The organism is Pusillimonas sp. (assembly GCF_044464525.1).
Lineage (GTDB): Bacteria > Pseudomonadota > Gammaproteobacteria > Burkholderiales > Burkholderiaceae_B > Pusillimonas.
Genome location: NZ_JBIQLE010000039.1, coordinates 1 through 21,872, shown reverse-complemented (window position 1 = coordinate 21,872; position 21,872 = coordinate 1). Strand labels below are relative to the sequence as shown.

Annotated in this window: 19 protein-coding genes and 1 pseudogene; 14 read left to right on the top strand and 6 right to left on the bottom strand. The window is 59.4% G+C overall.

Annotation, left to right across the window (positions count from 1 at the left end):
• Window positions 1-12 precede the first annotated feature (12 nt).
• A pseudogene (locus ACIY1O_RS15795) lies at window positions 13-2,151 on the bottom strand (cyanophycin synthetase); the annotation flags it as partial.
• Window positions 2,152-2,359: 208 nt separating this feature from the next.
• Here ACIY1O_RS15795 and ACIY1O_RS15790 point away from each other — a divergent pair.
• Window positions 2,360-4,567 (top strand): cyanophycin metabolism-associated ABC transporter, encoded by a 2,208-nt coding sequence (locus ACIY1O_RS15790; protein WP_397476055.1) that lies wholly within the window; start codon window positions 2,360-2,362, stop codon window positions 4,565-4,567.
• Window positions 4,564-5,055 (top strand): cyanophycin metabolism-associated DUF1854 family protein, encoded by a 492-nt coding sequence (locus tag ACIY1O_RS15785; protein WP_397476054.1) that lies wholly within the window; start codon window positions 4,564-4,566, stop codon window positions 5,053-5,055. The genes ACIY1O_RS15790 and ACIY1O_RS15785 overlap by 4 nt, the downstream gene beginning before the upstream one ends.
• 3 nt (window positions 5,056-5,058) lie before the next feature.
• On the opposite strand, the gene ACIY1O_RS15780 is transcribed toward ACIY1O_RS15785, so the two are convergent.
• Complete coding sequence (locus tag ACIY1O_RS15780; protein ID WP_397476053.1) at window positions 5,059-6,231, bottom strand: ABC transporter substrate-binding protein; 1,173 nt, start codon at window positions 6,229-6,231, stop codon at window positions 5,059-5,061.
• A gap of 206 nt (window positions 6,232-6,437) precedes the next feature.
• Here ACIY1O_RS15780 and ACIY1O_RS15775 point away from each other — a divergent pair, with 206 nt between their 5' ends.
• Both ACIY1O_RS15775 and ACIY1O_RS15770 read left to right on the top strand, forming a co-directional pair.
• A complete protein-coding gene (locus ACIY1O_RS15775; RefSeq protein ID WP_397476052.1) occupies window positions 6,438-7,565 on the top strand; it encodes a cupin domain-containing protein in 1,128 nt (375 codons plus the stop codon).
• Between the two features lie 142 nt (window positions 7,566-7,707).
• Window positions 7,708-8,721 carry an AraC family transcriptional regulator gene (locus ACIY1O_RS15770; protein ID WP_397476051.1) on the top strand — a complete coding sequence of 338 codons (1,014 nt, stop codon included), beginning with the start codon at window positions 7,708-7,710 and terminating at the stop codon, window positions 8,719-8,721.
• Here ACIY1O_RS15770 and trpE read toward each other — a convergent pair.
• The 3 genes from trpE to rpe all read right to left on the bottom strand — a co-directional run bounded on the left by trpE (window position 8,714) and on the right by rpe (window position 11,754).
• On the bottom strand, window positions 8,714-10,234 hold the full coding sequence (trpE, locus tag ACIY1O_RS15765) for an anthranilate synthase component I (RefSeq protein WP_397476050.1): 1,521 nt from the start codon (window positions 10,232-10,234) through the stop codon (window positions 8,714-8,716). The two genes, ACIY1O_RS15770 and trpE, sit on opposite strands and share 8 nt — an antisense overlap.
• Window positions 10,235-10,340: 106 nt before the next feature.
• Window positions 10,341-11,015: a phosphoglycolate phosphatase gene (locus ACIY1O_RS15760; RefSeq protein ID WP_397476049.1), complete on the bottom strand. Its 675-nt coding sequence runs from the start codon at window positions 11,013-11,015 to the stop codon at window positions 10,341-10,343.
• Between the two features lie 37 nt (window positions 11,016-11,052).
• Window positions 11,053-11,754: a ribulose-phosphate 3-epimerase gene (gene rpe, locus ACIY1O_RS15755; protein WP_397476048.1), complete on the bottom strand. Its 702-nt coding sequence runs from the start codon at window positions 11,752-11,754 to the stop codon at window positions 11,053-11,055.
• A gap of 116 nt (window positions 11,755-11,870) precedes the next feature.
• Here rpe and apaG point away from each other — a divergent pair, with 116 nt between their 5' ends.
• From apaG to ACIY1O_RS15730, 5 genes are all read left to right on the top strand, one after another.
• Entirely contained in the window at window positions 11,871-12,245 is a 375-nt protein-coding gene (gene apaG, locus ACIY1O_RS15750) for a Co2+/Mg2+ efflux protein ApaG (protein ID WP_397476047.1), read from the top strand.
• A 63-nt stretch (window positions 12,246-12,308) separates the two neighbouring features.
• Window positions 12,309-13,592 (top strand): murein transglycosylase A, encoded by a 1,284-nt coding sequence (gene mltA / locus ACIY1O_RS15745; RefSeq protein WP_397476046.1) that lies wholly within the window; start codon window positions 12,309-12,311, stop codon window positions 13,590-13,592.
• On the top strand, window positions 13,589-14,770 hold the full coding sequence (locus ACIY1O_RS15740) for an FAD-dependent monooxygenase (protein ID WP_397476045.1): 1,182 nt from the start codon (window positions 13,589-13,591) through the stop codon (window positions 14,768-14,770). Before mltA ends, ACIY1O_RS15740 begins: the two co-directional genes overlap by 4 nt.
• A gap of 393 nt (window positions 14,771-15,163) precedes the next feature.
• Entirely contained in the window at window positions 15,164-15,970 is an 807-nt protein-coding gene (locus ACIY1O_RS15735) for a DsbC family protein (protein ID WP_397476063.1), read from the top strand.
• Window positions 15,971-16,171: 201 nt separating this feature from the next.
• Window positions 16,172-16,960, top strand: a complete 789-nt coding sequence (locus ACIY1O_RS15730; protein ID WP_397476044.1) for an AadA family aminoglycoside 3''-O-nucleotidyltransferase — start codon at window positions 16,172-16,174, stop codon at window positions 16,958-16,960.
• A 179-nt stretch (window positions 16,961-17,139) separates the two neighbouring features.
• On the opposite strand, the gene ACIY1O_RS15725 is transcribed toward ACIY1O_RS15730, so the two are convergent.
• Window positions 17,140-18,063: a LysR family transcriptional regulator gene (locus ACIY1O_RS15725; RefSeq protein ID WP_397476043.1), complete on the bottom strand. Its 924-nt coding sequence runs from the start codon at window positions 18,061-18,063 to the stop codon at window positions 17,140-17,142.
• 305 nt (window positions 18,064-18,368) lie between these two features.
• Here ACIY1O_RS15725 and ACIY1O_RS15720 point away from each other — a divergent pair, with 305 nt between their 5' ends.
• The 5 genes from ACIY1O_RS15720 to ACIY1O_RS15700 form a co-directional block, all read left to right on the top strand.
• Window positions 18,369-19,355, top strand: coding sequence for a 2Fe-2S iron-sulfur cluster-binding protein (locus ACIY1O_RS15720; protein WP_397476042.1), 987 nt, complete (start codon window positions 18,369-18,371; stop codon window positions 19,353-19,355).
• A gap of 66 nt (window positions 19,356-19,421) precedes the next feature.
• Window positions 19,422-20,684: an aromatic ring-hydroxylating dioxygenase subunit alpha gene (locus ACIY1O_RS15715; protein WP_397476041.1), complete on the top strand. Its 1,263-nt coding sequence runs from the start codon at window positions 19,422-19,424 to the stop codon at window positions 20,682-20,684.
• Between the two features lie 6 nt (window positions 20,685-20,690).
• Complete coding sequence (locus tag ACIY1O_RS15710; RefSeq protein ID WP_397476040.1) at window positions 20,691-21,161, top strand: aromatic-ring-hydroxylating dioxygenase subunit beta; 471 nt, start codon at window positions 20,691-20,693, stop codon at window positions 21,159-21,161.
• A 46-nt stretch (window positions 21,162-21,207) separates the two neighbouring features.
• Window positions 21,208-21,519 carry a non-heme iron oxygenase ferredoxin subunit gene (locus ACIY1O_RS15705; protein WP_397476039.1) on the top strand — a complete coding sequence of 104 codons (312 nt, stop codon included), beginning with the start codon at window positions 21,208-21,210 and terminating at the stop codon, window positions 21,517-21,519.
• A 100-nt stretch (window positions 21,520-21,619) separates the two neighbouring features.
• The coding region (locus ACIY1O_RS15700) for an ABC transporter permease subunit (protein ID WP_487047376.1) at window positions 21,620-21,872 on the top strand (253 nt) is incomplete at its 3' end.

The following is a 21,872-nucleotide window of genomic DNA, read 5'->3' as shown; positions in this document are numbered from 1 at the left end:
CGGCGCACCTTGGGTTTCCAGGCCGGCACGCAGCGCGGCCGGCGACAGCCCCAGCGCCCATCCGGCCCCAATGGCCGCCAAAGTCTGTTCAAGTGTGCGCTCAATGCGCGCATCTTGTGCAATGGAATCGGCCGGCAGCAGCGGCGTGCAGACTTTGCCGGCGGCCAGAGTGATCCAGCCGCCGGCCACGAACACTGCCCGTCCGCCTTGGGCAAGGTGTTCGGCTATGGCCGGAGCAGTTTGGCTAAGGCCAAACAGAAGAACCTCGCCATCGCATAAGTTGGCCAGGTCGGCCACGGTCGGGTCTGCACCGTTCAAGACTGCGGTGCCCTCGCGCAGCACGACATCCACCTGGGTGCGCACCACGTTCAACAACTGGCTTGGCGTTTCGATGGAAAGGCCGGGAAGCGTCAGCGAGGGGTCAAGGTTGGTTACCACCCCCACCTGGCAACGGTCGTAGGCCAGGCCCTCGGTGAGTATCACGCGGTTGCCGTTTTCGAATACGGCGGCGTCCACCGTGCGGTGGCGCAGCACGCGGCGGGCTGGTTCCCAGTGCGCAGCGTTGCCGCGCTCGAGCGCGCGGCCGTCCATATACAGGCCTGTGCTGCAGGCCAGCCCCACGCGCATACCGCTGAGCTGCAGCAAATGGGCCACGAGGCGCGCCACCGCGGTTTTACCGTGGCTTCCGGCAACGCCCACGACGGGGATGCGGCCTTGTCCGCCGTTGGGAAACAAGTGCTCGACAATGGCTTGACCAACAGGCTGTGGCTGGCCTTCGGCCGGGCGCAGATGCATCAGCAGGCCCGGCCCGGCGTTCACCTCGACCAGCGCTCCGCCCTGTTCTTCAAGGGGCCGGGAAATGTCTTGTGCAACCAGGTCGATGCCGGCTATGTCCAGGCCCACGATGCGCGCCGCCAGGCACACTTGTTCGGCCACGCTGGGGTGCACCAGGTCGGTGACGTCGAAGGCGACGTTGCCGCTGCGCTGGATAAGCACGCGGGCGCCTTCGGACGGCACCGAGTCGCTATGAAAACCCTGCCTTGAAAGCTCGAGTCGCACTGCGGAATCCAGCCGCACCAGGTTGAGCGGGTGGCGTTCGCTGCGGCCGCGTCGCGGGTCGCTGTTCAACTGCCGGTCGATCAGTTGGGAAATGCTCGATATGCCGTCGCCCGCCACCCAGGCCTCTATGCCCCGGGCTGCCGCGACCATGCGGCCGCCTACTACCAGCAGGCGGTGTTCCAGCCCGGGAATGAAGCGTTCGACAATCACTTCGCTGCCTTCTGCGCAGGCTACGTCAAATGCTGTGTATACGGCCTGTTCGGTAACCAGATCGGTAAACACACCTCGTCCGTGGTTTCCATCCAGCGGTTTGATGACCACCGGCAGACCGATGTCTTGGGCGGCCTCCCACGCTTGCTTGCGAGTGGACACCACCACGCCTTCGGGCACCCGAACCCCGCAGGTCTGCAGCAACTGGCGGGTTAGATCTTTATCGCGCGAGATGTTTTCGGCTATGGCGCCGGTGCGGTTGGTCTCGGCCGTCCAGATGCGTTGCTGGCGTGCACCGTAGCCTAATTGGACCAAATTGCTGTCATCGCACAAGCGAATCGCCGGAATCAGGCGTTTTTCAGCGGCGGTGACGATGCAGGCTGTGCTGGGCCCGAGACAGTGCCGCTCGGCCAGGTCGCGCAGAACATCGATGGTGCCCTGGACGTCGTAAGGGCGGTCTTCAATCGCGGCCATTACCAAGTCTCGCGCGGCATGCAGCGCCGCGTGGGTAACCTTTTCGTTATAGGCGCTGACGACCACACGGTAGACGCCGGATTGCGCCATTTCGCGCGCCTTGCCGAAGCCGCCCGGCAAGCCCGCCAGGCTCTGAAGTTCGAGGGTGACGTGCTCAAGAATATGGGCCGGCCAGGTGCCGTCATGCAGTCGGCGCAGGAAGCCGCCGCGCTCGCCGTAGCTGCACCGATGCTCGACCAATGTCGGCAGCCAGCTTTCAAGGCGTTGGGCAAAACCCGGTATCAGATTGGAAGGGAACTCTTCCAGTGCGCCGATATCGACCCAGGCCTCGAGCACGGGTGGGTAGGTCCAGACGTTGGGGCCACGCAACGACAGCACATCGACAATATCGATGTATTTTTTTTTCATGGAAGTAAGCAGAACGCTGGGCGAGAATGGAAGAATGTTGAAACTGTGCGGCGGCCGCGAACGCGGCGCCAACATGCAAGTAGCATATCCTATAAAAACTTGCGCGCCTATGGGGTCGTTTTCCTGCCTATAGGAAGTAAAAAAAACGTCTAGCCATTTTGGTCAGGTATCGCTGAAAACTGCCTGAACCTTTTCTTTACTGCACTTCATGGTTGAACCGTTCCTCGAAGATGATCGAACCGCACTGCACGACCACCTGGAGGCCGGTGAAACGATTGTTGCCTGGACCAGACTGGATCTTGATTCCGCCTTGCACTTTAACGAAGGCATGTTAGCGCTGACCAGCCAGCGCCTGCTGGCCCGCGATGCCGATGGTTGGCAGGAGTGGCGGCTTTCTCCCGATCTGGTGCTGGTCAGCCGCGACCATGCCGGCGTTGCCACCCTTGAGTTGTGCAACGGCGCGCAGCGACTGCAGGTCTGGCACCATACTTTGGCCTTGACTTGTTCAGTCAGCCGTCTGGCCGAACTGTTTTCGATGCTTGCGGCGGGGCAAGCGCCCGCGACCGAACTGGAGCCTTATCCCCGTGAAGGGGTCGAGGCACAGGACAAAGACCAAAAGCCGCCGACCTGGGTTTTGCTGCGGTTGTGGCGCTTTGCCCGGCCGTATCGGCTGCAACTGTTTGCAGGGTTTGCGCTTACCGTGCTTGCCACCGCGGCTACGCTGGTGCCGCCTTATCTGACCATGCCGCTGATGGACGAGGTATTGATTCCATTTCAGAACGGCGTACCCATCGATTACAACAAGGCGGCGGGCTATTTATCGGGGCTGCTGGGCGCGGCTCTGCTGGCTTGGGTGCTGGGGTGGGCGCACACTTATATTCTTGCTCGGGTCAGTGAACGCATCGGCGCCGATCTGCGAAACACCGCTTACTCGCACTTGCTGCATTTGTCGCTGGAATACTTTGGCGGCAAACGCACGGGCGATTTGATTTCGCGTGTGGGCGCCGAGACCGACCGCATCTGCCTGTTCTTGTCGTTGCATCTGCTTGAGTTTGCATCGAATGTGCTGATGATCACCATGACGGCGGGCATTTTGTTCTATATCGACCCTTGGCTGGCCTTGGCCACCTTGGCGCCGCTGCCTTTCATCGCGTGGATGATCCAATCGGTGCGCGACAAACTGCGTTTTGGTTTCGAGAAGGCCGACCGGGTCTGGTCGGAAATCGCCAGTGTGCTGGCCGACACCATACCCGGCATAAGGGTAGTCAAGGCGTTTGCGCAAGAGCAGCGCGAAATCGGCCATTTTCGCGAAACCAATCGGCGCAACCTGGTTATCAACGATCGGGTCAACCGGGTGTGGGCGCTGTTCTCGCCCAGCGTGACCCTGGCCACCGAAGTGGGCCTGCTGGTCGTTTGGGTGTTTGGTATTTGGCTTATTGCCGGACACCAGATCTCAGTAGGTGTGCTGGCTGCGTTTCTTTCGTATATAGGCCGGTTCTATTTACGGCTTGATTCCATGAGCCGGTTCGTGTCGGTCATGCAAAAGGCGGCTGCCGGCGCCAAGCGCATCTTCGATATTCTTGACCGTGTTTCCAGCGTGCCGCAGGCAAGCCAACCGGTTCAGCCTGGCCGCATTCAGGGCCGTATTGAAATAAGGCAGGTCGGGTTTCGCTATGGCAACCGGCAGGTGCTTCAGGGGCTCAACCTTGATATTGCGCCGGGTGAAATGATCGGCCTGGTGGGGCATAGCGGTTCGGGTAAAAGTACCTTGTTGAATTTAATCTGTCGCTTCTACGATGTATCGGAAGGCAGTATCAAGGTGGACGGCACCGACTTGCGCGAGCTGGATATTGAAGCCTACCGGCGCAATATCGGAGTGGTGTTGCAAGAGCCGTTCTTGTTCTTTGGCACCATCGCCGAAAACATCAGCTACGGCAAGCCCGACGCCACACGCGAGCAAGTGGTGGAGGCGGCGCGCGCCGCCCATGCGCATGAGTTCATTCTGCGGCTGCCACATGGCTATGATTCGCTGGTGGGCGAGCGCGGGCAGGCGCTGTCGGGGGGTGAGCGTCAGCGCATCTCTATTGCGCGCGCCTTGCTGATTAACCCGCGCCTGCTCATTTTGGACGAAGCGACTTCGTCGGTGGACACCGCCACCGAAAAAGAAATCCAAAAGGCGCTGGACAATCTGGTGCGTGGGCGCACCACTATTGCGGTGGCGCATCGGCTCAGCACTTTGCGCAAGGCCGACCGCCTGGTGGTCCTCGAGCGCGGCAAGGTCATTGAAGAGGGCTCGCACGACGCTCTGATCGCGCGTGAAGGCGCATATTTCTGGTTGCATCAGGCTCAACTACGGCGCGGGGCCGAGATACCTTCCTCAAACACTGAAACCTGGAGCGAGGACGACGAAACATGAAAGCCTCTCCGACGCCCGCCGCGATCTTTCTCGACTGGTCCCTGGATTACGACTCATTTGGCCGCCTGATGCTTGCGCGGCCGGAGCGAGGCGCCTGCGAGGTGACCCCGGTGCGGGCATTTCCTATACAGGCTCCCGAAGAAGGTATTGCACTGGTCGACGTGTTCGGACGCGAACAAGTGTGGATAGAACGACTTGGCGATTTACCCGACCCGGTGCGCGGGCGGTTGAATGCGGCCCTGGCCACCCGCGATTTCATGCCGGTGATCAAGACGATTTCAGCCATATCCAGTGTGACCACACCTTCCGACTGGACCGTGGTCACTGACCGGGGGTCTTGCACACTACGCCTGCGCAGCGAACAAGACATTCGGCGCCTGCCCGACAAGCGGCTGCTTATTTCGGACGCGGACGGCCTGTGTTTCGTGATACGCGATCCGGCAGATCTGGATCGGGCCAGCCGCCGGATGCTTGATTATTTTCTATAAGGCTTACTCTTTGCCGGGGTCTTTGAAGTCGGCGATTTTGTCGAATTCGACGTTCTGCAGCTTGCCGTCCACCATCTTCACTTCGCGTATATATACGTTCTGAATAATATCGCGAGTTTCCGGGTCGATGGAAATCGGGCCGCGCGGGCTTTCCCACTGAGTGCCTTTGGCGGCTTCCAGGAACACGTCGCCATCGGTATCGCCCTTGGTGCGTGTCAGAACATCGTAGATCAGATGCATGCCATCATAGCCGGCTACCGACATGAAGTTGGGGCGCTTTTGCGGATACGCCTTGTAGTAGGCCTGTGTATACGCTTTGTTGAGGTCGGAATCGTGTGCCTCGGCATAATGCATGGAAGTGATCACGCCCAATGCAGGTTCGCCCATAGCGTCCAGCACGTCTTCGTCGGTAAGGTCGCCGGGGGCGATCAGCTTGATGCCGGCTGTGTCCAGGCCGCGCTCTTTGTACCCTTTCAGGAAGGAGACGCCCTGTTCACCAGCCGGGACGAACAGGAACACCGCATCGGCGTCTGAGTCTTTCACGCGCTGCAAAAAGGGAGAAAAGTCGGGGTTCTGCACCGGGGTGCGAACCTGGCCCACGATCTCGCCGCCCGCTTCGGTGAAGGTCTTGATGAATTGCTTCTCGGCATCGTGCCCGGGGCCGAAGTCGGCCGCTACCGTGTAGACCTTCTTGATGCCGTTATCAGCCGCCCACGAGGCGATAGGCGCCGTGGTTTGCGGCAACGTCATCGACACACGAAGCAGGTAAGGCGACTTGGTCGTGATCGACGAAGTGGCGGCGTTCATCACAATGGTGGGAATCTTAGCTTGCGTCGAAAGCGGGGCCACGGCGAAGGCAGAGGGGGTCAGGCCGAAACCGGCCAGAATGTCGACCTTGTCCTGCACGATCAGTTCTTGGGCCGCGCGTCTGCTTATCTCGGGCGCAACACCAGTGTCGTCCTTGATGATGAGGGTGACCTTGCGGTCGCCGATGGTGTCGCCGTGTTCCTGGATATAAAGCTGGGCGCCATTCAGAATTTGCTGTCCGTAGGACGAGAAAGGGCCGGACATGGGCAGGATCATGCCGATCTTGATGTCTTCGGCGCCATGGGCGGCCGAGCCTGCGAAAAGCATCGTGGCAAGAATGCCGAGCTTGAAGCGTCGTTGTAACGTCATTTGAATATGCTCCTCGAAATTGGATAATGATTATTAGTAAGGGGGCCTGACTTTTACTGAAAAGTAAAGGAGCCTGACTAATTTGTCAAGAAGTGTCGTCTGTAACGTGTTTGGCCTTTTCCGGATTGCTTGAGGCAAGAAGCGGATAGAGGCCTGCGCCAGAGTTGGATACCTTAGGCATGAACCCTGTCTGAAAGGAGAAAGTCATGTCTGAAGTGGTTTACGACGCATATCGCGAAGACGTTGCCGGGCGCGCAAATGTGGAAGACACCCCCGAGTTGCGGGAGTACTACAACGAACTCGAGCGATTGGGTACGGCCGCCCTTTGGACGGTCGCGAACAAAATAGAACCTTGGCAGCCTAAATCGCAGTCTGTGCCCATGCTGTGGCGTTACCGCGATTTGCGTGAGCACGTGCTGCGCTCGGTCTCGCTGGTATCGCCCGAAAAGGCGGGCCGCCGCGTGATCTATCTCGATAACCCCGGTCGGCGCGATGTGGCCGCCGCGGTGGGCTGGCTGTATTCAGGCCTGCAGGTCATGCATCCCGGCGAAGCGGCCTCGGCCCACTGGCACTCTTCGTCGGCGCTTCGTTTCATCATGGAGGGCAAGGGCGCTTACACCATCGTCAACGGCCACAAGTTAACCCTGGGCGCCAACGATTTCGTCATTACCCCCAACGGCTGCTGGCACGAGCACGGTGTCGCGGCGGACGGCCTGCCGTGTATCTGGCAAGACGGCCTGGATATCCCCCTGGCCAATGCCATGGAGGCGGGCTTTTTCGGCGTGCATCCCGATCTGCACCAAGCGGTGGGACACCCTGTCGACGCCTCGGTGGCCATTTGGGGCGCGCCGGGCCTGCGGCCCCAGGACGACAAATGGAGCAAGCCATACTCGCCGCTGTTCAAGTACCAATGGGAGCCTACTTACGAAGCATTGCTGGGTTACGCCAAGGTGGCTGAAGGCAGCGCGTACGACGGTCACTTGATGAACTATACGAACCCCGCAACCGGCGGCCACGTCATGTCCACCATGGGCGCCAGCATGCAATTGCTAGTGCCGGGCTTTGCCGGCAAGGCCCATCGCCATACGGGCAGCTTCCTGTATCAGGTGGCCAAGGGCAGCGGCTATTCGATCATCAATGGCCGGCGTTTCGACTGGCAAGAGCACGACATCTTCTGCGTGCCATCGTGGGCCTGGCACGAGCATGTCAATGCCTCGCAGACGGACGATGCCTGCCTTTTCTGCTTCAATGACCTGCCGGCCATTGAAGCCATGGGTTACTACCGCGAAGAGGCGCTGGCCGAGAATGGCGGACACCAACCGGTTACCGCATAAGGTGAAGTCTGCAGCAGGGAAGCTATACTGGGCCTAAGAAAAGCCGCCATCACAGTGCTTGATTCTTGGCCCGGCGCGGCCCTTACGCCCCGCCGGTCAGGCGCCGGCCGCAAGCCGGCGTCTTACAGCGGGGAGGCCGGACATGGCCCACACAATGACAGGATGGACCCAAGCCCTTCTGGCGCGGCACGAGCTGTTCGCGTCGGAAGACGCTGATGAGGTCCGCACCCGCGTCGCCCAGCTTCTTAATGATCATGTGCTCGAGCCGCGCGGCTCGATGCTGGCCGCGCGCCTGAACGGGGTCCAGGCAGATGCACTCGGCTTGTGGATGCTTGAGTACGGCGACGCAGTCACCGTCGAAGAGACCCGGCCGAACGGCGATTTTGTGCTGGTCCAGCTGCCGTTGTCCGGCTCGGTGACGGTCGAGTGCGAAGAGGGCGCGTGGACGGTAGCCCCAGGCAGCGGCCTGATCATGCCCTCAAATGTGCCGCACCGTCTCGAATGGGAAGCCGGCGCCTGTCAGATCATCCTTAAAGCACCGCTTGCCCGCCTGATTCTTGAATATGGCAAGCTTACCGGACGGAACCCTTCTGAACCGCTGCGCTTCCATCGGCGGATCGCGCTGGAATCCAGTGATGGCGAGCAATGGAGCTCGCTCATGCGCTACTTTTGCGAGCAGGCCGCCCATCCATCAAGCCTCGGGTGGCTGAAGGCGCGGATTGCCGAAGAAACCTTGATGAGGCACCTGCTGTGCGCGCAATCGATTTCTTTGCACGAACACTATCTGGGCGACGAGGGCTTGCAGGCGCCCAAGCGCTTGCAGCGCGCGCAAGAATACATGCGGGCTAATTTGCACGAAGATATTTCGCTGGACGATATCGCCCGGCACAGCGGCGCGGGCGTTCGAACCCTATCGCGGATGTGCCGGACAAGTTATGGGGTCAGCCCCATGCAGTTGCTGCGCGACATGCGCTTGGACAAGGTTCGTCTCGATCTGCTCAACGCCCCTGTGGATGGAGGCGTCTCCGAGGTGGCGCTGCGCTGGGGCTTTGCACACCTGGGGCGCTTTGCGGCGGCTTACCGGAGCCGCTTCGGCGAGGCGCCGCACGAGACACTGGCGGCGGCGCAATCGCGATTGCGTGCAGACCCTACATAGGTTCGTCCAGGCCGAACTGCACTTTCTCGGCCGCCCGCAATACGGCGCGCGCCTTGGCCTCGGTTTCCTGCCATTCTTTTTCGGGGTCGGAATCTGCCACCACGCCGGCGGCCGCCTGTACGTACAGCATGCCGTTCTTGACGATGCCGGTGCGAATAGCGATGGCCACGTCCATTTCGCCGTTATAGCTAAGGTATCCCGCCGCGCCGCCGTATACGCCGCGCCGCACGGGTTCAAGCTCGTCGATGATTTCCATTGCCCGCACCTTGGGGGCCCCGGTCAGGGTGCCGGCCGGGAAAGTCGCGCGCAGTACATCCATATTGCTTAAACCTTCTTTCAGGATGCCGCTTACATTGGAAACCAGGTGCATGACGTGGGAATAGCGCTCTATGGCCATGGTGTCGGTAACGTTGACCGAACCGGTTTCCGAGATGCGGCCCACGTCATTACGGGCCAGGTCGATCAGCATGACGTGCTCGGCGCGTTCTTTGGGGTCGGCCTGCAACTCGTCGGCAAGCTGGGCGTCCTGCTCGGGAGTTCCGCCACGCTTGCGGGTGCCGGCGAGGGGGCGGATGGTGACCTGCGTCTTCTTGCGGTCCTGCTCGGTGACGGTTTCTTGGCGCACGAGAATTTCCGGCGACGAACCCACCACGTGGAAATCATCGAAATCCCAGTAGTACATATAGGGCGATGGGTTGAGTGAGCGTAGCGAGCGGTACAGCGATAGCGGCGAATCGCGGTATGGCTTGACGATGGTCTGGCCCACCTGAACCTGCATCAGGTCGCCGGCGGCGATGTATTCCTTCGCCTTGAGCACGGCCGCAATGTAGTCTTCTTTCTTGAAATCGCGCTGGCTTTCGGTTTGCAGGCTGGCATAGGCGTACGGAATAACAACGGGCGTGCGCAATTTCTGGCGCAGGTCCTTGAGCCGCTGACGGGCCTGGGCATAGGCTTCGGGCTCGCGGGGGTCGGCATACACGATCAGGTAGGTGCGACCGGCCAGGTTGTCGACCACGACGAACTCATCCACATGCAGCAACATGATGTCGGGCACGGCCGAATCCGGCCCGCCCGGGAAGGGCTTGACGGCGGGCCCCAGGCGCGGCTCGATATGCCGAACCGTATCGTAGCCGAAATAGCCGGCCAGCCCGCCCGCGAAGCGTGGCATGCCTGGGCGCAGCGCCACCTTGAAACGCTGCTGGTACGACTCGATGAAGCTAAGCGGATCGCCTTCGTGCGCCTCGACCACGCTGCCATTGCTTACCACTTCGGTTAGCGTGCCGCTTGCGCGTATCACCGTCTTGGCCGGCAGGCCGATAAACGAGTATCGCCCAAAGCGTTCGCCACCCACCACTGACTCAAGCAAGCAGCTATTGCGACCCCCTTCCGGGGCGGCATGGGCGAGCTTCAGGTAGATGGAAAGCGGGGTATCCAGATCGGCATAGGTTTCCGCGATGAGAGGGATGCGGTTATAGCCGTCTGCGGCCAGGGCATTGAACTCGATTTCTGTCATGGTGGTCTCGATGTGGTTTTGTGCACGCACCGGACAGGAATCAAAAAAGCCCGGCGGCATGGGATTGGCGGCGGGCTTAGCTTGGCGACACTGGCGGCGCGGCGGCTTACTGTTGCAAGGCCCAAAGGGCCGCTTCGTCGATGGTGGAAACTATAGCATCCGCATCCAGGTTTTGCACTCCCTGGCCTTCGTTGTATCCGTAGGGCACCGCTATGACAGCCATGTCGGCGGCCCGGGCGGCCTGGACGTCGTTTTGCGAGTCTCCGATCATCAGCGTGTCTTGTGGACGGCTGTCAAGCAGTTCGCAAGCGTGTTGCAAAGGCAGGGGGTCGGGTTTCTTGCGGGCGCAAGTATCGCCGCTGACGGCGTGCTCGAAGAAACCGGCCAGGCCGGTGCTTACCAGCAGGGGTTCGGTGAACTCATGCGGCTTGTTGGTAACAACCGCCATCTTCATGCCCTGATCGCGAAACGCCTTCAGGCCGTCGAGTACGCCTTCGTAAATGACAGACTTATCGCCATTGACGGTGTGGTAATACTGATAGAAGAGGTCCATGCCTTCGGCCAGGCGTTCAGGGGCCAGGGGTTCGTCGGGCCGCAACTTGTCTTGCAGCGCCCGGCGCACCAGAACCTCGCTGCCCTTGCCTACATACGTAGAGACAATGTCCTGGCGCAGCGGCGGCAAGCCCATCGCCAGACGCATGCCATTGATGCCGTCGGTCAGGTCGGGAATGGTGTTCAGCAGCGTGCCGTCCAGATCGAACAGGACAGAGGTGAAGCGCATGGCGACTCCGGAATAAAAGGCCCAGGCGGCAATAAGTTCAAGTGGATATCGTTTCGGCTCGGGCGAGCTGGGAGCGCATGGCGTCGATGACTGCCTTGTAGTCGGGCTGGCCGAATATGGCTGACCCTGCAACGAAGGTATCGGCGCCGGCAGCGCGGATTTCGGCGATGTTATCCACCTTGACCCCGCCGTCGATCTCGAGTGCGATGGGCCGGCCGCCGTTGTTTTCCCACAGGTCGATCCGCTGGCGGGCTTGGCGCAGCTTGCGCAAGGTAGAGGGGATGAAGCTTTGGCCCCCGTAGCCCGGGTTGACCGACATCAGAAGTATGACGTCAAGCTTGTCCATGACATAATCAAGATGGTGCAGCGGCGTGGCCGGGTTGAACACCAGGCCGGCCTTGCAGCCGTGTTCCTTGATTAGCGCCAGCGTGCGGTCGGGGTGGCGCGAAGCCTCAGGGTGAAACGTAATGATATCGGCGCCGGCTTTGGCAAATTGCGGGATCAGGGCGTCTACCGGCTCTACCATCAGGTGCACGTCGATGGGAGCCGTGGTGTGGGGGCGCAGCGCTTCGCACACCATGGGTCCCACCGTAAGGTTGGGCACGTAGTGGTTGTCCATCACGTCAAGGTGTATCCAGTCGGCTCCGGCTTCGACGACGTTGCGAACCTCTTCGCCCAAGCGGGCAAAGTCGGCGGCCAGTAAACTGGGGGCGATACGAGTGACGGGTGCGGTGCTCATGAGCGTAAACTAAATCCGTTGTTCAACTACGATATGGGGCGATCAAGCGCCATTATTGCAGTTTGGCGGCAATTTGGCAGGCGATGGCCAAGGCGAAGCCCAATTCGGAACCATATATGAAGCCATACAACATCAGTGTCAGCGTAACTCCGCAGTATCTACCCGAGCAGTCCGAGCCCAACGAGGGGCAATTCATGTTCGCCTACACGGTGCGCATCACCAACAACGGCGAAAACTCGGTGCAGGTCATCAGCCGCCACTGGATCATCACCGACGCCGACCAAAAAGAACAAGAAGTGCGCGGGCTGGGCGTAGTGGGCCAGCAACCGCTGCTGGCTCCGGGCGAAACATTCGAATACACCAGTGGTTGTCCATTGCCCACGCCTTTCGGTACGATGCGAGGCACGTACTATTGCGTTGGCGACAATGGCATTCCTTTCGAGGCGCCGATCGATGAATTCGTGCTGGCCATGCCGCGCACACTCCATTAGCATGCTGTCCAGACGCCCATCGGGCGCCTGCCCTGTATCCCGCAAAGCCTTGCCCGGAGCCCTATGAGCCGTACCCAGACCCTGCTTTCAATCGCCGTGTTGGCGCTCTTGGCGGCGTGCAGCGCGGTGCCTATTGACACCGAAGAAGCCGCCGCGCCCGATGAAGCCAAGGACATTGCTTTACAGCCGCTGTCGGTGCCGCCGTTGTCGGCCTTGCCCGAAACGCCCGCACGCGCGCTCGAAGGCAAGTTCGTGGCGGTCAGCTGGAGCGTGCTGCCGGGCTGGCAGGCCGATAATCTCGACCAGGTCTGGAAGGGTTTCATCAACAACTGCAAGGGCCTGATGCGCCCGGTTTCAGGCTCATTGGCCATGCCGGCACGAGCCGCGCCCCGGGTCTGGCAGCCGGTATGTGCGGCCGCACAGCAGGCGGGCCTGAGCGACGAGGCCGGCGGCGCGCAAGTGCGCAGCTTTCTTGAGGCGCAGTTGCAACCCTGGCGTCTGCTCGACACAGCGGGCAAGCCCGCCAAGAACACCGTCACCGGCTATTACGAACCGCTTATCCGGGCGTCGCGCAAGCGCACAGGCGAATATCAATGGCCGCTGTATGCTCCCCCGGAAGATCTATTGACTATCGACCTGGGTTCGGTCTACCCCGAGCTGGCGGGCAAGCGCATACGCGGCAAGCTGCAAGGCAACCGGGTGGTGCCGTACGATACGCGGGCGCAGATCGCCGGCGCTGAAAAACAGCCCCCCGTTATTGTCTGGGCCGACGACCCGGTCGAAGCCTTCTTCCTACAAATTCAAGGTTCCGGGCGCGCCCAGCTTGATGATGGCAAGATGATCCGGCTGGCCTACGCCGACCATAATGGCAGGCCGTATGCCTCTATCGGCAGGTGGTTGGCCGACCAGGGCGAAATGCCGCTGGCTCAAACCTCGATGCAAAACATCAAGGCCTGGGCCAAGCGCAACCCGGGCCGGGTGCAAGAAATGCTTAATGCCAATTCAGCCATGGTGTTCTTCCGCGAAGAGCGCATTACCGACCCGCAGCTTGGCCCCAAGGGGGCGTATAGCATTCCCCTGATCGGCGAGCGCGCGGTTGCCATCGATACGCGATTTGTACCCTTGGGAACACCGGTGTACCTGGCCACCCAGTATCCTGCCTCGAACGAGCCGCTGCGTCGCTTGATGTACGCCCAGGACACCGGCGCCGCCATCAAAGGCGCCGCCCGCACCGACTTTTATTGGGGCTTTGGCGACGAGGCCGGAGCCAAGGCCGGCCGCATGAAGCAAAGCGGCGAGATGTGGTTGCTTTGGCCCAAGGGGGCCGGCGCCCCGACGGCGCGATGAATACGAATCAAATCTTGGTATGCGGTACCGGCATCGTCGGGCTGGCCGCCGCGCTGGGCTTGGCCCGCGCCGGTGAGAAAGTGGCTTTGCTGGGGCCGCGCAACCCACCCGAGCCGGCCCGGGCGGACGTCTATTTTCCACGCGTGTATGCACTGTCGTCTGAAAGCCGGCGCTTTCTGGATGTGCTGGGCGTATGGGACATGCTTGATCTTGATCGAATTACGCCGGTTGAGTCGATGCGTGTCTACGGTGACGCCAGCGGTCAGGTCGATTTGCAAGCGTGGCAGGCGGTGCAGCCGGAAATGGCTTGGATTATTGAATCCAGCGAGCTGGAACGGGTGCTGCACCAGGCAGTAAAGATGTTCGGCATTCAATGGCATGACGACCGCTTTCAGGCGCTGCAAAAAAACAGTGTCCAGACCGAATCGGGCCGCAGTCTTCCCGCCGCGCTGGTTATAGGCGCAGATGGCGCCGATTCGCCGGTACGTACCGCGGCGGGCATCTCGCAAAAATCGCGGGCGTATGGCCAGACGGGCCTGGTTACACACCTTACGGCAGAGCGGCCGCATGGCAATGCGGCCATGCAATGGTTTGCTTCCGACAGTGTCTTGGCCTTGCTGCCCATGCCCGATACTTCCGACGGACATCAGGTTTCCATGGTGTGGTCGATGAACGACGAGCAGGCCAAGCATTTGCAGTCGATGCCGCAGGCCGACCGCGATGCCCGCCTTGCCGTCAGCCTTTTGGCTGCCACGGACGGGGTGCTGGGGCGCTTGTCCGTGCGCAGCGGGGTCTATGGATTTCCTTTGTTTCTTGAACGCAGCGACATGGTGGCGCCGGGCGTCGCCTTGGCCGGAGACGCGGCGCATCGCGTGCACCCCTTGGCAGGTCAGGGCCTGAACCTTGGCCTTGGGGATGTGGCGCAATTGCTTGAGGTTTTACGGGCTCGCCCACAGTGGTGCGGTCCAGGGCAGATCAGCTTGCTGCGGCGCTATCGGCGGGCACGAGCCGAACCGGTGTTGGCGATGGGCCTGGTTACCGACGGCTTGCACCGGCTGTTTGCTTCGGAATTTGCACCGGTTGTCATGGCGCGAAACGCAGGCATGCGCTTGGTTGATCGGCTTCCGTTTGTCAAGCGTCGGCTGATCGTTGGCGCCTCGGGGGAAAAGCCGCGTTAGACCGACCGCTGCGTTAAAGTGCACCGCGTTAAAGTGCACCGCGTTAAAGTTCTTGTTGGTGGCCCGTTATTTGTGAGAAAGGTTTCCTGTACTTCTGGATTTTGAAGAAAGAAGCGCAGCATGCGAAATGGCAACGTTATTTGAACAGTTTGTGAAGGTCTATTTATGATTTTTGATATGGCAAAGGGCGTAGCGGCGCTCGCGCTGGCGGCGGGTTGTCTCCTTGGGCCCGCCATGGTGCACGCGCAAGCGGCGCCGGCTGGTGGAGCTGCAAGTGTCGAGACGGCGAGGGACAAGCAGGTAGCGGCCGAGGCCGGGGCTGCCGAAGCGGCGACCGACGGAGCAGCAGCCGTTGAGGCGACGGCGGGCGAAACGGATCAGGCCGGGTCGCCAGTGGCGGAGCAGACCGCATCGCAAACTCCGGATCCGGCCGCTTCGAAAACTGCGGATGCGAACGAAAGGGGCGACGTTGCCGGACAAGATTCCGCGGCGGCTGGTGAGGGTGCGCTTTCGGCTGCGGTGGAGCAAACGCCCGAACAGGTTGCGGCAAGCGTGAAGGCTGCGTTCGAAAAAGAGTTCCCCGGGATCAACCTGGACGATGTTCGGCCTACACGGTTCGCGGGCATCTTTGAGCTGCGTATAGGTTCTGATCTTCTATACACGAACGAGAAGGCTGAGTATGTGTTGCAGGGCACGCTGATCGATGCGCGCAACAAGGAAGACCTTACTGCGAAACGCCTTGATGAACTGACGCGGGTTGCATTTGATTCTCTCCCGCTTGAGTCGGCGATCAAGCAGGTGAAGGGCGACGGCTCTCGGAAGATTGCGGTGTTCGAGGACCCGAACTGCGGTTACTGCAAGCGGCTGCATCAAACGCTTGAAGGCATGGATAACTACACGGTCTATACGCTGCTATTCCCGATTTTGTCGCCTGATTCTACGGTGAAGGCGCGCAATATCTGGTGCGCGGCGGATAGGGTGCAAGCTTGGCGCGATCAGATGCTGAAGAACCAGGCGCCGCCCAATGCGCAGTGTGAAACGCCTATAGAAGCTAATCTGGCTTTCGGCCGGGGGTTGTTGGTGCGGGGTACGCCGGCGATTATTTTCGAAGATGGCAGCCGGGTGAACGGTGCTTTGCCGCGCGAAGCCTTGGAGAAGAGGCTGGATGATGCTACGGCGGCAGTTGCTGCTGGGGGCTAAGGGTTAAGTCGTCGCTTCTGAGTTCTTTTGTCGGGCAAGTCGTGGTGCAAGACTGCCCGGGCCCGCAGCCGGCGGGCCGACCGTTGACCGGACTTCCCGAATTTGCCAGGTTCGGTCAGGCGTCGGCAGAACTCGACTTCAGCGCTTCGGGACTCGGCCAGGACCTGTCATTCGGGCTAAAAGCAGATGCCCTACTTCGCCATGATTACTAAACTCCCAGAATCGATTGCAGATCAGGTATTTGATGCGCTTTCAATTCTAGAAAACCATCTTGGTGAAACCATTCAGGCGATTCACTTGTTCGGATCTGCGGTTGACGGCGGCTTAAAGCCATTCAGTGATATCGACTTGTTGATCACCGTGAACGTTCCTTTAGACGCGTCAACCAGGGCGGCATTGATGTCCGATCTGCTATCGGTATCGGCTTTTCCTGGCACCGATGTTGCGTGTCGCGCACTTGAAGTGACTGTACTGGTGCACGAAGATGTGGTGCCGTGGCGATACCCGGCGAGACGGCAGCTGCAATTCGGTGAATGGTTGCGTGACAATATCAATGCAGGGATTTTTGAGCCGGCAATGGCGGACCATGATCTAGCTATATTGTTGACACAGGTGCAGCGCCATAGCGTTGACTTGTACGGTCCGGCAGCCCGAGAATTTTTCGATGAAGTTCCTGTCAGCGATGTTCAGCGTTCATTACTGGAAACGTTGTCGCTCTGGAAAACAGAGGCAGATTGGGCAGGAGACGAAAGAAACATCGTTCTTGCCTTAGTACGTATTTGGTACACAGTGATGACGGGAGACATTGCGTCCAAGGATGCTGCTGCAGACTGGGCTGTTCAGCGCCTGCCTAGCCAGCACAAACACATCGTTATTGCCGCAAGAGATGCCTACCTGGGACTGGGAGCAGTCGATCCAGCAGCCTATCCGCAAGAACGGGCGGAACTTCTGAATTACATCCGCTCTAGTGTGATGGCGAAGCTGCGATAGCTGAAGCGATTTGGTTGAACATGCGTCCGATTTTTATCCGGAGCGGACGGTGAAGTAAATAAGGGGTCACTTAGTGATTGAATTCAGCGGCCGCCGAAAGCGGTCCGCTGGAATGATTTGTTAGCGCACCTGAGCAATTAACCACCTTTTCGCTTCGCCCCACGCCCTGTCTCTTCATCTCATCGTTTCGGCATATTCAGCGAAGTAGAAAACAACTCAAATATAAGCTGCCTCAGCCACTGGTTGCCTGGTTCCTTATGAAACTTTGCATGCCAAAACAGGTTGATGCCGATCTGTGGAAGCTCTACCGGATGGTCGACGTAACGCAGGCCGAAGGGCTCGGCGCAGCGATAGGCGTAGCGTTCTGGCACGGTGGCGATCATGTCAGTTGAGGCCAGGATGTGGCCGATGGCTACGAAGTGGGGCACGAGCAGCCGGACGCGGCGTTTTTCCTCGGCGCTTTCTATGATTTCGTCCATTTTTGCGTGCCCCGTTCCGGCCGAAACAACCACTACGTGGTCGGCGGCGTAGAACTCTCGCCGGGTTACTTTTCGCTTGTCCAGGGCGTGTCCGCGCCGGAAGAGGCAGACGTAGCGCTGCATGAACAGCCGCTGTTGAAAGAAGTTGGTCTTAAGCTGGGGCAATAGGCCGATGGCCAGGTCGACGTTGCCTGCCTCCATGTCGTCGCGAAGTTTTTCGGCGCTGTTGCGTACGGTGCTGACTGTGACGCCTGGCGCCACTTCTTCCAGGCGGTCCATCAAGGGGGGCAGCAGCTCGATTTCGCCAAGGTCGGTCATGGCCAGGGTGAATCGGCGGTTGCTGGTGGCGGGGTCGAAGGTGGTGCGCTGTGAAAGGGTGGTTTGTATGGTGCTCAATGCATAGGCGATGGGCTCGGCCAATTGCAAGGCGTAAGGGGTGGGCTCCATGCCGCGCGTGGTGCGCAGGAAGAGTTCATCGTTGAGCAATGTGCGCAGTCGCCTCAGGGCGTTGCTGACGGCGGGTTGGGTCAGCCCCAGTTTGTCGGCGGCGGCAGAGACGCTGCGTTCCATCAGCAGGTGGTTGAAGACAACAAGAAGGTTGAGGTCGAGGTCTTTGATGTCCATGGGGCGTCAGCCGTGGCGGCACGGTTCTCGTGTCGTATTCATAGCATGAATATAAAGCATTCATCATATTCTATATATTTATCGGGTGTGGCTGCATATACTTGCTTCAGACGCGTCAAAAGCGCGGCGCCGCGTAGTTGTGCGGCTGTCTAGCCAAAAGCCATTCAAAGCAGACTTCGCAGGCGCTACACCGCCCTAGATAAAACATCGCGAAGCTGCATCGAGACGACAACACTCTGAATTCATAATGCCTTGCCGCACGCACGCTGCGTTTGCCGATATGGGCGACAAAACGGGTTTTACTGATGGAACTGCTGGTACAACCATTGGATCAAACGCTGCCTTTCGAGTCGGGCGCGAATTTGCTGCAGGCGCTTCGTGATAACGATGTGCCTGTTTCATACAGCTGTATGTCGGGCCGCTGCGGCACGTGTCGGTGCAAGGTGGTTGACGGCCATGTGCTGGAATCTGGCCGTGAGATAAAACGCACGGGGCTTGATGACGGACGCTATGTATTGGCGTGCATGAGCGTGTTGACCGAAAGCTGCACAATAGAAATTCCCGAGCCGGACGAGATCGTGACGCATCCGGCCAAGATTCTGAAAGCGAAGGTCGTAGCTATTGAAGATCTGGCGCACGACATTAAAGGCATACGTCTCAAGTCGGCGAAGCCGTTGGAGTTTTCACCGGGGCAGTATGCTACCTTGCAGTTCACACCCGACCACATCCGCCCCTATTCCATGGCGGGGCTTGCCGCAGACGACACGCTGGAATTTCACGTGCGTGTGGTGCCTGATGGCCGTGTCAGCGGCTATGTGGCCAACGAATTGAAAGTGGGTGACCCGGTGCGGGTTACCGGCCCATTGGGTACGGCCTATTTGCGCGTCAAGCACGATGGCCCGATTCTGTGCGTGGCGGGCGGCACGGGCTTGGCGCCGGTGCTATCGATTGTGCGTGGTGTACTTGAAGGCGGCATGAAAAACCCTGTATATGTGTATTTTGGGGTTCGGTCGCCAGCCGATATCTATAAGGCGGATGTGCTTGAGAAGCTTGCCCGCCGGTACGACAATTTGAAGGTACATGTGGTGGTGACGGCGGGTGCTGCAGGTACAGAATGGCGCCAAGGCTTGGTTACCGACGCGGTAGATCACGATTGGGCGCGGTTCCACGGATGCCGTGCTTATGTGTGCGGTGCGCCTCCGATGGTGGAGGCCGCCGCGTTGATGCTTACCCGCAAGGGTTTGAGCCTGGACCATATTTATGCCGACGCGTTCTACGCGAGCGGCGACTGACATTACGGCGGTGTCGCGCCAAGTGCTGGCGCGGCTGATCGAGTTTTTTGCATGAAGGAGACCCTCATGAGCAATATGCCAGCAGTTTTTCCTGAAGAGCCGGTTTGGGAGGGCGACGGCAGCAGCCGGATTCCATTCTGGGCTTATACCGACGAAGCGCTTTACAAGAAAGAGCTCGAGCGCTTCTTTTACGACAATCATTGGTGTTATGTGGGGCTTGAGGCCGAAGTGCCCGAGCCGGGCGACTTCAAGCGCACGGTCATCGGTGAGCGTTCGGTGATCATGACGCGCGACATGGAAGGCGGCATCAATGTTATTGAGAATGTCTGCGCCCACCGCGGCATGCAGTTCTGTCGCGAGCGCTCGGGCAACAAGAAAGAGCTTGTCTGTCCGTATCATCAATGGAACTACAGCCTCAAGGGTGATCTTCAGGGGGTTCCGTTTTTGCGCGGCGTAAAGCGCGACGGCCAGGTGCAGGGCGGCATGCCCAAAGAGTTCAAGACCAAGGAAAACAACTTGAACAAGCTGCGCGTGGCGACGCGCGGCGGTGTTGTGTTTGCCTCGTTCAACCACGAAATCGAAAGCTTCGAAGAATTCCTGGGCCCCGAGATACTGGGGTATTTCGACCGTCTGTTCAACGGCCGCAAGCTGAAGATACTGGGTTACAACCGTCAACGCATTCCGGGCAACTGGAAGCTGATGCAAGAAAATATCAAAGACCCTTATCACCCGGGCCTGCTGCACACCTGGTTCATCACCTATGGGCTTTGGCGCGCTGACAATAAGTCGGCGCTGCGCATGGACGACAAGCACCGCCACGCTGCAATGATCTCAACCCGAGGCAATGCCCAGGCGAAGAACGAGGTAACCAGCGGCGTCACCAGCTTCAAGGAAAGCATGGAGATCAAGGACAAGCGCTTGCTCGACATCGTGCACGAGCCGTGGTGGGGCGAGCCCACAGCCGTGATGATGACCATCTTCCCCAGCGTGATCTTTCAGCAGCAGGTCAACAGTGTGTCCACCCGGCATATCCAGCCCAGTGGGCCGGGCGCCTTTGATTTCGTCTGGACGCACTTCGGTTTTGAAGACGACACACCCGAGATGACTCAGCGCCGCCTCGTGCAGGCCAACCTGTTCGGGCCGGCGGGCTTTGTCTCGGCGGACGACGGCGAGGTGATCGAGTTTTCGCAATGCGGGTTCGAGCAAAAGCCCTATCACCGGGCATTGGCTGAATTGGGCGGCTATGGTGTCGAAGACACCGAGCACATGGTTACCGAAACACTGATACGCGGCATGTACGAGTACTGGCGCAAGGTTATGGAGGTTTAAGCAAAGATGGACATGCAGACATACATCAATCTGAATAATCTCTATGCCGAGTATGCGGCGGCGGTCGACGCGGAAGATTGGGAGAAATGGGTTAGCTTCTTCGAAGAAGAATGCGAATACAAGGTTCAGCCGCGCGAGAACCACGAGCGGGGCTTTCCCTTGTCGACGATGTGGTTCATCAGCCGCAATATGCTCGAAGACCGGGTTTACGGCATACGTGAAACGCTATTCCACGACCCTTATTATCAGCGTCACGTGGTGGGTGCGCCGCGCATCATCAGCTTCGAGAACGGCGTGATCGAGTCAGAGGCCAACTACGCGGTGTTTCGCACCAAATACGATGGCGAATCCACGGTGTTCAACGTGGGCCGCTACATCGACCGCATTCAGGTAGGCGAAGCCGGCCTGAAGTTCAAGTCGCGATATTGCATCTACGACTCGGAAATGATCGCCAACTCGATCATATATCCGGTTTGACGAACACTTTTTTAGATCAGTCAAAAAGCTAAAAGGAGAAGGCCCGATGGCAAATTGGATCGACGTATTTGCGCACGAAGATGTGCCCGAGGACGACGTTGTGGGTGTGGATGCGGCGGGGCTGCAATTGGCGCTGTACGGCGTAGAGGGCGAGGTTTACGCCACCGACAATATCTGTACGCACGGGCATGCGCGCCTGTGCGATGGGTTTCTGGAAGACTTCGAAATAGAATGCCCCTTGCACCAGGGCAGATTCGACGTGCGCACTGGAAAAGCGCTATGCGAACCCCTGACTGAGGATATTCGAGTATATCCAGTGAAGATAGAAGACGGTAGAGTATGGGTCGAAATTGAATAATGGTGTTGAAGCCGGCGCGCCCGCGGGATGATTCTTCGTAGCCGCGGGTAATTAATATAAAAACACTAATTGACCAAGGATACCCAAAGGGGGAGACAGAATGACCACGCTCGTTTTATCCCAGCTGCTCAACGGCATCCAGTACGGTGTGCTGTTGTTTTTGCTGGCGGCGGGGCTGACGCTGGTTTTTGGCATCATGAGCTTCGTGAATCTCACGCACGGCTCTTTATACATGTTGGGCGCCTATTTCGGCGCCACCGCATACAACCAGACCAGTTCCTTCCTGCTGGCCATCGTTGCGGCGGTAGGGGGCTGCATCATTGTCGGCATTGTCCTCGAGCGCCTGGCGGTCT